Annotated in this window: 11 protein-coding genes and 1 pseudogene; 5 read left to right on the top strand and 7 right to left on the bottom strand. The window is 40.5% G+C overall.

Going from position 1 to position 15429, the window contains the following annotated elements:
- Positions 1-7: 7 nt before the first annotated feature.
- Positions 8-1246: a glycosyltransferase gene (locus V7K48_RS32195; protein WP_335078989.1), complete on the bottom strand. Its 1239-nt coding sequence runs from the start codon at positions 1244-1246 to the stop codon at positions 8-10.
- A gap of 883 nt (positions 1247-2129) precedes the next feature.
- Here V7K48_RS32195 and V7K48_RS32190 point away from each other — a divergent pair.
- Positions 2130-2222 (top strand): annotated as a pseudogene (locus V7K48_RS32190) (energy-coupling factor ABC transporter permease); the annotation flags it as partial.
- 659 nt (positions 2223-2881) lie between these two features.
- On the opposite strand, the gene mscL reads toward V7K48_RS32190, so the two are convergent.
- Complete coding sequence (gene mscL, locus V7K48_RS32185) at positions 2882-3313, bottom strand: large conductance mechanosensitive channel protein MscL (protein WP_335078987.1); 432 nt, start codon at positions 3311-3313, stop codon at positions 2882-2884.
- 663 nt (positions 3314-3976) lie between these two features.
- The gene (locus tag V7K48_RS32180) at positions 3977-4117 is read right to left on the bottom strand and encodes a hypothetical protein (protein ID WP_442949504.1); all 141 of its coding nucleotides are present in this window, start codon (positions 4115-4117) and stop codon (positions 3977-3979) included.
- Between the two features lie 438 nt (positions 4118-4555).
- Between V7K48_RS32180 and V7K48_RS32175 the strand changes: the two genes are divergently transcribed.
- The 3 genes from V7K48_RS32175 to V7K48_RS32165 all read left to right on the top strand — a co-directional run bounded on the left by V7K48_RS32175 (position 4556) and on the right by V7K48_RS32165 (position 7734).
- Positions 4556-5032, top strand: coding sequence for a hypothetical protein (locus V7K48_RS32175; RefSeq protein WP_335078985.1), 477 nt, complete (start codon positions 4556-4558; stop codon positions 5030-5032).
- A gap of 1058 nt (positions 5033-6090) precedes the next feature.
- On the top strand, positions 6091-6747 hold the full coding sequence (locus V7K48_RS32170; protein ID WP_335078983.1) for a DUF1361 domain-containing protein: 657 nt from the start codon (positions 6091-6093) through the stop codon (positions 6745-6747).
- A 228-nt stretch (positions 6748-6975) separates the two neighbouring features.
- Positions 6976-7734 (top strand): baeRF7 domain-containing protein, encoded by a 759-nt coding sequence (locus V7K48_RS32165; protein ID WP_335078981.1) that lies wholly within the window; start codon positions 6976-6978, stop codon positions 7732-7734.
- A 453-nt stretch (positions 7735-8187) separates the two neighbouring features.
- Here the strand turns inward: V7K48_RS32165 and V7K48_RS32160 are convergent, their stop codons facing one another.
- Entirely contained in the window at positions 8188-8472 is a 285-nt protein-coding gene (locus tag V7K48_RS32160; RefSeq protein ID WP_335078979.1) for a hypothetical protein, read from the bottom strand.
- A 395-nt stretch (positions 8473-8867) separates the two neighbouring features.
- A complete protein-coding gene (locus V7K48_RS32155) occupies positions 8868-11231 on the bottom strand; it encodes a putative PEP-binding protein (protein WP_335078977.1) in 2364 nt (787 codons plus the stop codon).
- A 654-nt stretch (positions 11232-11885) separates the two neighbouring features.
- On the opposite strand from V7K48_RS32155, the gene V7K48_RS32150 reads away from it, so the two are divergent.
- The gene (locus tag V7K48_RS32150; RefSeq protein ID WP_335078975.1) at positions 11886-12341 is read left to right on the top strand and encodes an MgtC/SapB family protein; all 456 of its coding nucleotides are present in this window, start codon (positions 11886-11888) and stop codon (positions 12339-12341) included.
- Between the two features lie 373 nt (positions 12342-12714).
- Here V7K48_RS32150 and V7K48_RS32145 read toward each other — a convergent pair whose 3' ends face one another.
- Together V7K48_RS32145 and V7K48_RS32140 are read right to left on the bottom strand one after the other, a co-directional pair.
- Positions 12715-13830: an acyltransferase family protein gene (locus V7K48_RS32145; RefSeq protein WP_335078973.1), complete on the bottom strand. Its 1116-nt coding sequence runs from the start codon at positions 13828-13830 to the stop codon at positions 12715-12717.
- 320 nt (positions 13831-14150) lie between these two features.
- Positions 14151-15362: a DNA replication/repair protein RecF gene (locus V7K48_RS32140; RefSeq protein ID WP_335078971.1), complete on the bottom strand. Its 1212-nt coding sequence runs from the start codon at positions 15360-15362 to the stop codon at positions 14151-14153.
- Positions 15363-15429: the final 67 nt, after the last annotated feature.

Genomic DNA, 15429 nt, shown 5'->3' with positions numbered 1-15429 from the left:
GTTGTGATTATTTCACGTCGGTGACGCGCCAGCTAAGTTTCAAGTTAATCCAAAAATTCCAGATGGTAGCAACTGCGATCGCTATCAATTTAGCTAAATACTGATTTATCCCCAAGACATTATAGAGAAAGTTAATTATTAGAGCTTGTAATATAACTCCTGCCAAACAGATCGCACTGAACTTCAAGAATCGCTTGAAACGTTGATGTGGATCACGTTGCTTCTGAGAAATATCACCAAAAGTCCATAAATCATTCCATAGAAAGTTATTTATGATTGCCACTGCGGCCGAAAGAATCGTACTGCGAGTTAAACCTAAATGAATCACAGTCCGCAGCAAGTAAAACACCGTTAAATCCACAAACACACCACTAAAGCCAACCAACCCAAAGCGGAGGAATCGACCAACGGGGAAATTGACTTTTCTACTCAATCGTCCGACTCGCCCTGTGGAAAGCCGCAACCGGACTAAGTGATGGATGTAATCTATATATTGCTTCCATGTGACTTTACTTTCACCCTCTTTGCGTTCGCAGAACACATACCCAACTTCGGCAAGTTGGTCTACCTTTCCCCGCCCGATTACTTCGAGGAGAATTTTGTATCCAACTGGATTGAGTGTTGCATTGGCGATCGCACTCCGGCGCACCATAAAATAACCACTCATGGGGTCGGAAACTCTGCCCAGTACCCCCGGTAAAATCACCAAGCCTAACAACTGAGCGCCACGAGACAAGAAACGCCTGACAACACTCCAGCTACTGACACCGCCTCCGTCCACATGGCGACTGGCTACTGCCAAATCTGCTCCCTGCTCAACACTACGTAACAGTTGCATCAGCACCTCAGGTGGATGCTGCAAATCTCCATCAATCACCCCCAACACACTCCCTGTAGCTGCTTGCCACCCACGAATCACCGCTGAAGACAGCCCCCGTTCTTGTTGGCGTCGCATCACCCGCAACTGGGGGTATTCTGTCGTCAAGGATTGTGCTATTTCCCAAGTTCGGTCTGGGCTATCATCGTCTACCACAATTAGTTCATAGTTTCCTGGAATAGATTCATCCAGTAACTGACTCAATATGCTGACGACATTCTTGATATTGTCACGCTCTTTATAAGTAGGAATTACTAGAGAAAGATGGATAGATTCACTACTTGTACCCACACCGTTAGGGGGCAACTCTAAAATCTTTAGTGGCCCAGTTGGTACTGTTAACAGCAAGTTTGATGAGTTTGTCTTCATAATTTAATATTACAAAACGATAATGTGTAATGGCTAAAGAAAATAGAGCCAAACAAATGCTTGCTTTATTGACTGAACCTAGTTACTCAAAGGTTTACGAATACTTTTATTACAGTTACCTGTTCTAAAAAGTTTAGTAATTCCCACACCTCAATTCAAAATATTTTCCAAAACTTCATCTAAACTTTAAATTTAACCACTTGTTATTATGGTATATATTGATGCTTAGATAATTTTTATACAAACAATTAATCAATACTCTACCATTAAGTTAGCTTAAGTCAGCAAGTATACAGATATAGTTCATCAAGACTTATGTAAAAATTTTTTATTATTAGTAGAGCTAATGTCCCAAACCAAAATTATTTGTGAGAAAATTTCTTTGTAGGGAGGGGGCTAGGGGGTTAGGTTTGAGAGGTTTTGGTGTTAGCAATAATACTTTTAAAACATTCTCTTAGCTCGACTTCATCCAAAATTAAGAACTCGGTTTTCTTTATCCAGCAAAAACCCTAGCTTTTTGACAAATACTTTTTCCACGTCACAGATTATCGATAAAGTTAAAAAAGTAAAACTACTGTCCCACAAAACTTTGGGTGATAGCAATCACGTTGCAAAAAAAATTGATAAAGTCAAGCTTAGAGACGCGCAAGGGACAGACCTTTTTAAATTTTAGATTCTGAATCTTCTCTACGAGAGGCTCCGCCAACAATTCTATTATCCAAAATTTAAACATCGTAAATTTGGTGACTTCTCGAACCTTTATACTTAAGCTTAAACCTTGCTATACCTTGTGCTGCAAATACGTATTTCCATTTACTCACAAAGCATAAAGAAACTCCTAAAGTATTTCCAATAGTTGAAAAAGTATAGTTTTGCATCACCATCTGGTGTGTATATTTCGATTGGCATTGGTGAAGGGCTGATTACTGCCGCTCGACCAGATTTGTTACCAGGGGAACAGCACAAGTTTCGCGGATAGTCGGTGTCTGTTGTTACCATTTTCTTAATTGCGGGAGTGGTGGCCTGTTACTAATACGCCACAGCGTAAATAGAGGAACCGTTTAAATCCCTAAAAAGCCCATTCCATAATATTTTTGAATCAGTGATATCAAGCCCGGTTAATAACTTATGATTACCGCATCTGTGCAAAAATCGGAAATGCCCCGTGTTCCAATCAAGAAACCCGCTTGGACGGGAATCTAAGCGGGTTTCTTGATTATTTGGCTATACACAAGCGGTAACTCCGAAACGAAATTGTCTGTGGTAGGACTTTTCGGAACCGCGATCGCTGACTCTATGCTATAGCAGTCCTAAATCATTCGTGAAGAACAAGATCCCCGAATTCAGTTGAAAAATCAGTCTTCTGAGCCTCTCGATTTTCACAACTCATTTAGGATTGCTATAGATGGAATTCAAATATCTGTTTATTACAACGGAATATCAAGGCTTTTAACCCTGTCCTATACGTAATGGCTCTAACGTGTAACGCTGCATCACTAGCTTGTTTATAATTTTTAACTAGTACAGGACGGCGTAAATAAGCAGACTATTGAAAAGCACTAAAGAGCTTATTCCATAATACTTTTGACTTTTGACTTTTGAATGAGTGACTTCCGCCTTGCGGTACTAGTCTTTTTAAAATTGAGGATTTCGAGATTCCAAGGTTTGTGTCAGCCTATCTAATGCCCCAGTTAATCTTTCCTGAGCTACAAGGTTAGGATCTGGTGGTGGAGGTTCAGCTGCAACTTCTTCTTTTTTTTTGAATTTTTGTAAAGCTTGAATTGCCACAAACAAAACTAAGGCAATAATCACAAAATCAACTATTGAGCCAAGAAACTTACCTAATGCAATTCCTGGACCAACGGTGATTGTTCTCCAATCTTTCCCAGCCACAGAAACTAGAGGATTAATTAATGGCATAACCACATCTTCAACAAAGGAAGTGACTATCTTGCCGAAGGCACCACCGATAATAACCGCGATCGCTAAATCAACTACATTGCCTTTAAGCGCAAAGTCTTGGAAATCTTTTAAAAAACCGCTTGCTCGTCTTCTTGCTCTTACCATATTTTTTGTTGATACTATCTGGAAGTTTGTTGTATTTTTGTAAAAATGGCATCACGTGCCAGAGTATATAAAACTGATTGTGGTAAATATTGGTATCTTACCAGCCGAAGTTCCATGTATTTGATAAAGTTATGTTTTGTATAGAAAAGTGGCAGAATGCAGTTATAAACCGCGTCCACGTTGAAAATTGTAGTTTTGTATGAAGCATCAATGTAAGTGAATTGACTATTAATTGAGAAAATCTCTAGTTAGCTTATTATTTAGGCTTATAGATTCATCTGACTTTTCACGGTAAGTCCTCAAACCACGAAACAGCGTGGCTTTTTCCACAGCCTAATTCTCAATAACTCTAACAGGACTTACGCACGGGTCATGGAAGAACGAACCACTCCAGACACAGAGAAGCCAGTGCGTTGGGCGGGTTAAGAGACTTGTTCGCGCAGCGTCTCCGATAGGAGAAGCAACTGGCGCGACACGGAGGAATAAGAGTTTGAGAGGTTTTTTGCGTAAGTCCTATCTAAGTTAATCAAAATAGCTAATGTAAAAATTAGGGTTTGAGAAACCCTAAAAATAATCTTTTCTACATTTTCTACATACCGTAAAAAGTCAGGATGGCGTTCAGTCTGAGCATAATCTGCTCAATCTAAGTAATCGCCAGACTGTCTATTCAGGCTGTACGTAAGCGTTAAATATTCGTATCGGTGGCGCACCAAACATCCGGGAATACTCGCGGCTGAACTGCGAAGGACTTTCATACCCCACCTGATAGGCAGCATAGGTCGCATCAGCATCTTCAGCCAGCATCAGGTGACGCGCTTCTAACAGTCTTAACTGCTTTTGATACTGAATATGCTTTCATCCTAGATGCACTTTGCTATGGCTTTTATCATCTTCCCTTATTTTGTATTGCACTCAAGCGAGAACCGCTATATTTATACCTACCATCTTGGAAGATACAGCGTATTGCAGGTAAATGAAGTACACGGGTAGGGGCACAACATGTTGTGCTTCTACGATGATCTGTACCTCACCTTGGCGTAGCCTAAGAAGAGAAGTTGCAATCTGCTGTATTACCTTTAGTCAACGCAACTATGGAATGCCACCAGCAGCGTTAAGGGAGTCAAAAGTGGATGAACCGAGTTTTCTAACTTCTGCCCTCTTCCCCCTGCTCCTTACCTTAGTTACATCTTTACTCATAATATTGGATACTATATTCTCTGTCTTATTGCTGTTGGGGTGTTAATGTCTGTTTTACATAAATATACCTTTATTGCTCCTGTTAGCCTGAGCATTGCTTTGTTCATTACTAGTTGCACTGAAAACAAAGTCTCCCAGTGCCAACGACTGATTCGAGTTGTGAATACAGGAACTTCTCTGATTGATAAAAATAAAGGAACGCAAGTGATAACCAGCATACAGCTGTCTAAAGATTTGGAATTTGTGACCAAATCGATTCGGGAACTGAATTTAACAGATCCGAAGCTGAAAGAATTTCAAAGCGGTTTTGTCAAGATTTTTGAGAATCTTAGTCAAGCGATCGCCAAGGCAGCTAGGGCACTAGGTGCGACAAAAACAGCAGAAGCTTCCGTATCTGGCAGGGAAAAAATCCAAAAGGCTAGAATCGAAATTGACTCAGCACTGACAACAGCTACAACTATTGGCAAGCAGTCAGATACGTTAGTGAATGAAATGAATAAGTATTGTAGCCAGCCAGAATAATCATCTACAGCATTAGACATAGGAGTAAAAAATAATGTAACGTGAATTCGATGAACCTCTCCCTGACTTAAACTAAAGTTCAAGTCTGTGCCTCTGAGACTTGTAGAGGGAAGATTTTGCGTAGTAAAATCTCTTAAAGGTTTCAATATTGACGCTAATTAGGCGGTTAATACATAAGCTGTCGAACTTACGTTAATGTAGAGGCGTAGCACTGCTACGTCTCTACAAGGGTTCTAGATAACGCATATTTAATTTCACCAAATGTCTATTGGGCATTGGTTATTAATTCTTCTCCCTCATCCCCAGTCCCTAACCTTTTGCTGAGAGGCGATCGCTTTTCGGCATATTAGTAACTTTTATAACTTCCTTTTTAAAATATTTCTTGATATACATTAACTTTGTCTATCAAAAGAAATAGGCTGTTCTACATCTAGTTTGCATATCTAAATTTAATCAAAATCTTGTGGGGTGGGCAACATGAGTGTCCTAATTATGCAAGTAAAAAGTGGAACAGCTTACCATCAGTGATATTAGTCTACTGATGGCGAGTGTGCTAACAACAGCACCAATTATCTGCGCTCAATTTACCAGAGCAGTCCGTTCGTTAGTTCTCAAGGGATTGCACGATTATTCTAGGCCTCTTGGCAAAAACTTTAGGATACTTCTGGAACTCTAACAGGGCAAAATTAAATCAATATAATAGCTAGGACAGGGGCAACATTCCAATTAGAAAAGTCCACTGGAAGTTATTCAACAGCGTTTTTGCCGTTCATACTTACATTCTGTGGGATATTTTACCCTGATGATTTTCTGGCTATACTAGTGGCTTAAGCCGATTGATTGATAAATTTCATCTCCAGTATGAAATACACAAGAGCTCTAGGTTCCGAACATCTATCAGTGTGCATTTACTTTTAACCGACACAAAAATCTTGTCTGGTGTTGAAAAAAATCAATTTTCTTGGAGGCAACAAAAACTTTATTAGGCAAACACTGAGGTTAATACTAACATTACAAACTAAATCTAGATCAATTAAACATCTTCTGAGTTAGCACCTATGAGAGAAGAATTAATAGCCAGAGTTGTGCAGGTCTTGCGAATTAATATGAGTTGGATGACTTGGAATTTATTTCTGGCTTTTATACCTTTAGCTTTGAGTGTGTGGCTATTTCGCTTTAAGCGTGGTCGCTCTTGGCTTTGGTGGCTAGGATTCTTAGTTTTCTATGCTTTCTTACCGAATGCACCCTATTTGTTGACTGATGTAATTCACCTGATAGATGATATCCGCACGATTCAATCGGTTTGGATGATTACGTTGGTACTCATTCCTGTATATTTGTTAGTAATTTTCGGTGGATTTGAAGCTTATGTAATCTCGTTAATTAATTGGGGTTACTACCTACATCGCATCGGCAAGAGCCAATGGATTTGGCGCTTTGAGTTGATTACACATTTTCTCTGTGCTGTTGGTGTCTATTGGGGACGATTTTTGCGTTTCAACAGTTGGGATTTTATTACTCAACCCGATGCTGTACTTACCAAAGGGGTAGAAGAAATTCTGGGAAAACAGCCCCTGGTGATTATTACTATCACCTTTGTGGTACTTGCAGGTTTGTACTGGATTATGAAACGAGTAACTTTAGGTCTTAGCCAACCAGATAGTAAAATAGGGATAAACTCAGGACGCGCAAACTCTAACACGCCAAACATTTAATCAACCTGGCGATTTTGGCTTTGAAATTTGGGGTTTTAATTAGTAATTCCCCAGATGAATATTGCCTGTCAAAAGAAAGATGCAACTAAACTCTCTTTGAGGTGAAATAAATTCAGAAGCAAACGGTTGGACTTCAACCATCACGATCTGAGAATAACGTCTTGGCAGATTATTGAATATCGATGATCTGGTCTGATGCATCTGGTCACGTTGATAGGAGGGAATGATATGCAATTAATCTCTAAAGAGGAAATAAAGGCATTAATAGAACAACCAAAAGGAAATTGTGTTTCAATTTATATGCCCACGCACCCAGCCGGGCCAGAAGTGCGACAAGATCCAATTCGCTTTAAAAATTTGGTCAAGGAAGCGGAGACTCGTTTAATTGATGCGGGTTTGGAACAGAAAGAAGCGATCGCATTGTTGGAAAAATCCCATGAAATTGATACCCAAGAGTTTTGGGAGCAAATGGGAGAGCAAGGACTGGCGATTTTTATTTCGGGAAATATTTTTCGCTATTATACCCTGCCAATTGATTTTCAAGAATTGGTCGTGGTTACAGACCGATTTCACATCAAACAACTGCTGCCAATTTTAAATGGCAATGGTCGTTTCTATATGCTAGCTTTGAGCCAAAATGCTGTCAGGTTTTTTGAAGGAACACGCTACAGCGTCAATCAGGTAGAAGTAGAAAATCTCCCTAAAAGTCTAGATGAAGCTCTCCAAAAAGACGAGACTGCTAAAGAAGGTCAGTTTCGCATCGCAACAGGGGGAACCGCCAATGCTTCTTCACAGCCGGGAACGTTTCACGGGCAAGGAAGCCCCGAGAAGGATAAACACCAAGAGGACATCCTACAATTCTTTCAAATTGTTGATGGTGCATTACACGAAAAATTGCGAAAGCAAAAAGCACCTTTAGTACTGGCTGGGGTCGAGTATCTCTTGCCCCTGTATAGACAGGCAAATACTTTTGGCGGTGTTGTATAAAGTTGAATCTGCTATAGCAGTTTTAAATGAGTTGTCAGAAAATTCACCTTTGGCTAAAGCCGTCCCCATTATGAAGCTACGGTGTACACACAAGTTCAAAAAAGCTCAATTTCCCATTGTTCTCTCGTTCCTATGCGGAGCATAGGAATGGCAGATTAGAGGCTCTGCCTCAATGAATGCATTCTCATGCAGAGCATGGAAACAAGCAAAATGTGTATTGAGATCCCTTATATCAGTACTTGAAGTAACATGCAAAGATAAGCTGTTACGCTTTTAGGTGCGTTACTGCGTTTAGGGTAACACACCCTACTGGCGTGACACAGCTAATTTATTGTATTACCAATGCACAGGTAAGATGCCCATACTACAGGGAAATTTAGCTTTTATACTTGAATTTATTTGTGTTGTACTACTACAGCCTAATCTTTAACTCCGAGCTATATTTGCCTGGCATTATTGGTTAAGTATACTCTTAAAAGATTCGATTTGTTTCACATTCAAAGCAATCTGTGTCTCTAGTTCCTGAATCTTTTTCTCTATTTTTTGCCTTAAATCATCATTTTGCAGGTCTTTAACCGTCTCCTCTTGGGCAACCCCATTATTAGGATAGTAAAACAAACCACTGTTATCGCGGCAAATATTTCCAAGCGTGAAGGCATTATTAGCTGTCTGTTCAGAAAGCCCTGTCTCTTGGGCTAACTGCTTAGCCGTGAATCGCCTTTCTGGATACTGTTTCATGTGTGTAACCAGTTTACCCGTGTTTGAGTTGGGCCTTTTAGGAGACTTCATTTGTGCTACCATTATCTAATTTTTTATAATTTTGTTTAGCCTTACTAATCTAGATTAGTAAGGCTTTTTTATATATTAATACCTAATTTTAGTAAGTTAATCTGGTTTAGTTAGTTTATGTAGAAAATTTAATAATTATTAGAGTTAATCTGGCTCTTGCCAAACTGCTTGGCATACCTGTTGACGCAAATGCCTCTCTCAGTGCTCCTATCAGTGATAGGTTAAAGCTATAGAGCTTTTGCCAACAAGTAATAGTACTGAAAATTATGCTGAAAATCGGGTTAGTCATGTCCTCACTTCAACACATGGCTGTCACGCCTAAAATCATTAAATTTTACTCCTAACTAATCAAGTTTTCGTCGTGCTGCTGCTAAAATTAGGCGTTGTTCAGCACGAGCGATCGCCTGATATGTTCGCTCGACTGCTTCCGGTTCAACAGAGATGGAAGTTATACCCCATTCCACTAACTTATCAATGATTTCTGGATAAAGGGCTGGTGCTTGACCGCAGATTGAACAAGGTATGCCAGCACTTTTAGCCATGTGGATGAGTTGAGCGATCGCCCTCATAACTGCCGGATGACGTTCATTAAATACTTTTGCCAATTGTCCTTGTTCTCGATCCACTCCTAGCAGTAATTGGGTTAGGTCGTTTGTACCAATAGAAATTCCAGCTGCACCTGCTTTGACATATTCTGGCAGTAAAAACAGTACGCTTGGCACTTCTGCCATCATCCACAATTGAAACTGTGACACCTCAGTTAAAAGAGCTTGCTCAACTTTGCGACGGCAAAAGACAAATTCTTCCACAGTCCGCACAAAAGGCAACAGTAGATTGACATTGTTGTAGCCAGCTTGCTGTACACTCGCTAAAGCTTTCAGTTCCAACTCAAATATTGCGGGATTTCGTAAATAGCTGAAAGTGCCACGTTCACCCAACATCGATTGTGGCGAAGATTGTAAACTATCACTCAATGATGGGAAATCCTGCGATCGCCAATCTGAAGAACGATAAAAAACTGGTCTTGGTGTAAAAGCACGGGCAAACTGCATAATCTGCTCAGACCATAGCTCTAACAATTCTGCCTGACGCCCGCTTAAAATCCAACTATTGGGATGTTGCCCGGACAATATATTTAGCACCATCAATTCTGAGCGCAACAATCCCACCCCATCTACAGGGAAGCTTTGCACTTGTTCTATTAAAGTGGACTGACTCAAGTTAACCAGCAGTTGGGTAGTAATCATAGGTAGATGAGAAGTATGAGCAAAAGAGCGGTATGGGGAAATAGGAAGATGGACAGACAGAGGATTTTCTGCCACTTTCCCCCTCTCGATTTCTCCTTTTCTGCCACTTTCCCCTTCTCCTGTGATCCGATAAACTTCTCCTCTGTCACCATCAAGCAGCAATCGTTCGCCAGTTTGGATTAAGCTTGTAGCATATGTTGCATTCACTACTGCTGCGATACTTAATTCTCTGGCAAGAATTGCAGCATGGCTGGTTAATCCGCCTTGTTCAGTAATAATACCAGCAACTTGTTGCAGTAATGGTAGCCAATCAGGGGCGATCGCTGGTACTACTAAAATCACTCCCTTGGGTAGTTGTTCGGGTTTCTGTTGCGAATTAATAATTACTAGGGCAGTCGCCACAACACGTCCTCCTGCCGCCCCTAGTCCCCTAATCAAGTGTCTGTGAGAAATTACAGATTGGGGAGAACTAACTTGTGTGAGGTAGAGCTTGCTAGATGTAGTTTGTTGAGCGATAGTCCATTTAAAGGTAAAAGTTTTACCTAGTTCACTCACCAGTTGAGTTCCCAGAGCAATTATTTGTTGTAAGTATTCTTCTTGTAAAGCGTACTGTTTTTGTTGGGCTGACTTAATTGGGTAGGTACTCAGACAAGTGTGATCTGGTGTTAGCCCTGACTTCAGCACGGCTTGCGAAAAAGTTCCAGGTACTCCATCATCAACACCATAAGCCAGCATTTTATTGCCCAGCTGTTGCTCAAGTACAACTCCGGTTGCCTGTTGAATATAGTAAACATCTGGCTGGACTTCGCCAAGAGCGATCGCAACTCCTAATCCCCAAGTAGCTTCAATTTCCCATCCAGAGGAGTTGGCTCTGAGCAAGCCACTGGCGATCGCATTCTCAACAGGTTGAACCAAAACTGCTAAACTGATTTGTTGCAGGTTAATTCCTGAGTGCTGCCAATATAGTAGACTTCTAGCACGAAATATCTGGCTCCAGGTACGCTTTAATGCTCTTGCGATCGCTTCGGGTTCGCATTGGCAAAACACCGACTCTAGCAAACCAGATATATTCTTCATACTTGGGGTAGCAGTTGATACTGCCAAGGTAGGTCGAAGAATCAAACAGCCAGTTTGCCATTCTCTAGCTGCTTGGAAAATTGTACTTACCCACTGCTGTGGCACAGTCGCAGTCAGAATTTCTTGGCGCAAGCGACTAGCTACCTGCTGAAGTTGACGCCAATTAGTTACATCTAGGTGTAAAGAAGAATGGGGTAAGTCAGCCACTAATGACTCTGAACTATTGAGATTTTCGAGAAATTGTCGCAAAATTTCTGCCGAAACGACAAAACCAGGCACCACCGGATAGCCACGCTGCATGATTCTGCTCAAGTAAAACGCTTTGTCACCTACTTTGGCGCGGTCTTTTAGTTTAATTTGGTCTAGCCAGTAGAGTTTGTCCACTCAATTTGTTAGTTGTCAGTTGTCTATTTATAGCTACAGCCATTTCTTTTTGGTAAGTTATCAGTCGTAAATCCACTGACTCACTACTAGGAGTTTCCAGCATTTACATTGAATTTGCTGACCTTATTAGTGCTTAATTGCTAGTTACATGATGTATTGCTGTAATTTGACTCCTTTGTAAATCAAATATTTTTTTTCATTTCGCCTCTCTTAAGATGAAACCGAGGTTTAGTTATTTGATCTAGTTGTAGATGATCAGATTTAATTATTGAGTGTATGGATTAAATCGAGTAATTTGAGGTACAATTTTATAGTTCAGTCATTTTAAATAGCCAAAAAACTATTTAATAAAGTTAAAAGTCATGTCGTTTGCCCAAATTATGACCATTGTGATCATTTAACAATCCAAACCTTCATTTATTCTTGACCAAAATAAATAATATGTTAGTGGAAAATAATCCTAACAATAAGAAATATTAATTTGTACCTCAAAAAATCTTCCCGAATTGATAGAATCAAAATATTATATAGGCTGTTACAGTACACCCATTAGATTAAACTCCATGTATAAAAGATTAGAATAGTTTTGTACTATTTTTATAACTATATTACCAATTAACCTAAGATATAAAATTCTCTACACCAAACTAAGCATTGCCAAACACTTACTACCTTGCAACTAATGATTGGCTGAATATCAGCTTCAGGCTTTGTTTTGCATTGGTTATTGGAGCAATTATCGGTTTAGAGCGCCAAACTAGGCACAAACCGGCTGGTTTAAGAACTCATATGCTGGTGAGTTTCAGTTCAGCCGTCTTTACCTTAATAATTATGCAAACAGGTGGGCTGCAAACCAGTCCTGATGCAATTAGCCGCGTGATTCAGGGGATTGCAGCTGGTGTAGGATTTCTCGGTGCTGGAGAAATTGTGCGCCAATCTACTCAAGAATCACAGAAACTTAAAGTTCACGGACTCACCTCAGCGGCGGCTATTTGGGTTTCGGCTGCTTTGGGAATTGCTGCTGGTTGTGGTTTGTGGCAGTTAGGATTAATCGGTGTTCTGCTGACTTTTTTGATTCTCAACGTTTTTAAAAGGTTAGAAAAACGTTGAGAATCAACCACTAATAAGATGCGAGAATTTACGATAGCGCAGCCTCTTCTCTACCAGACGCTGCGCCAGTTCTCATTCGCGCAGCATCTGGTAGAGAGCGTCATCAGCGTCTTTTCGATTTGTTTCATAGTTGAAACCGCAGTGGCTCTGAAACCTTTTTAAGATTTCAGATGCAAGAATTTCTAATCTAAAATCTAAAATCGTTCGACTGAGCGTAGCCGTACCCCTTCTCTACGTTCGCGCAGCGTGTCGCAGACAGACGCTCCGCGAACGGGGAAGCAAGCTACGCGTAGCGTTCCGCAGGAAAGTCTAAAATCTAAAATTCTTAGTCAAACTAACCCTGCTCTCAGCAAAGGCTGTCTTTCCTGCCATGTTATACCCGTGAAAACTTTTTGCGTAGCCGTCCTAATGGAAACTCTATAAACTTGTAAATCATATAGGCTAATCCAATAGAAATTAATAGAGAAATTCCTGCTTGGAGAACTTTATGCAAATGGGGTAAATACATCCGAACAGCGGAAATCACAGTGTAATGGACAAGGTACAGAGAGTAAGATAGTACACCCAGAAAACGCATCCAATTTAAATTTAGCAATGGGAATAAGCCCCAATTGGGAAAGCGAATAGCGCTAATAAAGATTGGATATAACGCAATTCCCTGTATGGTATAACGAAAGGTTTGTTGAAATTCAGGTGAGCGATATAGGAACGAAAAAAGAATCAAGATTATTCCTATAGGCACAAATAAATAGTTCCAGAGTTTCTTAGAATAATAGGGAGCATCCAGAGCCGGATTATTATTAACTGCCAATGCACAACCGAATAGAATACTATCTACCCGAGTATCTGTTGCATAAAATACACGTTCTGAAGATACTCCAAAACCATAAACCAGAAGACACCGCCAGAGTAAGTCCGTTAAACATAATCCCCAAAGAATAAACATTTGTCTGCGTGGACTCACACGCAGTTTACGTATAGCTAGATAAAGCAGTGGGAAAAGTAAGTAGAAGTGCTCTTCGACAGCTAGAGACCAATATACCCCACTACCGGCAGTAGTTTCACCGCCAAAAAAAATTGTATAGTAGTTGGTATAGTGCAGACACTGAGCCAAGAAGGCTGATAAATCAATTTTTCCCTTAAGTAATCCTAAGACAGTTAAGCCAGCTCCTAAGACCAACACTAGATAAAATGACGGCCAAATACGCAGTATTCGTCTTGTATAGAAAAGCTTAAAATCAATAGTCTGATAGCGATCATACTCTTGCCTGAGTAGAGTTGTTATTAAGTAACCACTGAGAAAGAAAAATACTGTTACACCAAAGCCTCCGGGAAAAAGCTCCGCAATTTTTGCATGGGCTAAAAAGACAAGTAGGAAAGCAACAGTTCTGATCCCATCAAGAGATGGTATGTAAAATCTTGAGTGTGCATTTGCACTAGCCGAAGTCTCTAGATTACTTTCAGGGGAAGATACTGACAGTTTTTCCAAGAATCTTTACTCCTTGATGGTGCGACAGAATAGGCTGAAGAGTTTGTGAGATAAAGAATCCAGTAAGTTGTCTGACATAACGCACTTATACAGACATATTCTGCTTTTTTGTAATTGTCAGTATACAATACTCCCGACAAAATTTTGATATTAGACAAATTTAAAATAAGTAAATATACTCAGATTTTTGCCCTCACAGGTTGTTTTGTGAAAACCTGAATTTTGAGCCAATGGCAATAACTCAATAAGTGTTACTGTAGATTGAAAATATTTAGCAGTTTTTCACCCAACGAAAAGCTACAGATTTTCAAGCAGAATTATCATAAATTTGGGATTATTTCTCCTGCTTTCACAAAAAGAATTTGGGAAGACTTCAACCACTGGGAATCAAAAGAACCCAAGTGAGTGGTAGTAATCAGGGTCTGAAAGCGGTCTTGAATGGCATCAAGCAATTGATTTTGGCGGGATAGATCGAGTTCGGCAAGAACGTCATCAAGCAATAGCAGCGGTGGCTCTTTGACGACTTCTTCAATTAATTGTAATTCTGCTAATTTTAAGGCTAGAACCAGCGTTCGTTGTTGACCTTGAGAACCGTATTGACGAGCGGGTGTCTGGTTAATAGTTAATTCTATTTCGTCTCTATGGGGGCCGACAAGGGTAGTGCCTTGGTACGTTTCAGCAATCGCTCGCTGCTGAATTTTTGCTAAAAAAGCTTGCTGCACTTCTTCTGGATGGTTATCCTCTAAAGGAATATTAGGCACGTACTTAATTTGGAGAATTTCTGTACTACCACTGATACTGGCGTGCCAAGCGGTAGCAATAGGAGCTAGTCGTTGGATAGCGCGATCGCGTCGTCTAATTACCCTTGTTCCTGTGGTAGCTAACTGTGCATCCCATACAGCAAGTTCTGAGGAGTCAGCGTCGTGCGTATTTTCCCAAGGCAGCGGCTTGCGGGGATTCTCCCCGTTGTGCTGACTGCCGCCCAGATGAGGCGATTGGGGTTGCTGATAACTGGGTGCTAAGTCTTGATTTTTTTTTAAAAAGGCATTGCGCTGGCGTAACACATGGTTATACTGCTGCAAAATGTGAGCATAAACTGGTTCGAGTTGAATTAAGAGTGTATCTAACCAGTTACGGCGACCTTCGGGGCCGCCGCGTACTAGTTCTAAATCCAAGCTGGAAAATTGGACTGCATTGAGAACGCCGAGAAAATCCATTTGACGGCGGATAGATTCACCATTGAGAGCAACGCTACGGCGACCATTGCGGCGCAGCGTTAAGGCCAGGTCACTAACGCCTGTTTGTCGCTCAAGGGTGGCATTAATTTGGGCTATGGCTTCCCCTTCTTGAACTAAATCGCGATCGCGAGCCATTCGGTGCGATCGCAATGTCGCCAGCAACTCCACCGCCTCCAACAAATTCGACTTTCCCTGAGCGTTATTACCTACTAAAATTGTTTTGGCAGCATTAAACTCAACCTTTTGGTCTTGATAATTGCGAAATTGTCGGAGGTTTAGAGTTTTGAGGTACATAAGCGCGATTTTAGATTTTGGATTTTAGATTTTAGATTGAAGATAAATCTAAAATCTAAAATTTCCT

Source organism: Nostoc sp., from assembly GCF_036919615.1.
Lineage (GTDB): Bacteria > Cyanobacteriota > Cyanobacteriia > Cyanobacteriales > Nostocaceae > Nostoc.
This window is presented reverse-complemented; position numbering and strand designations above follow the sequence as displayed.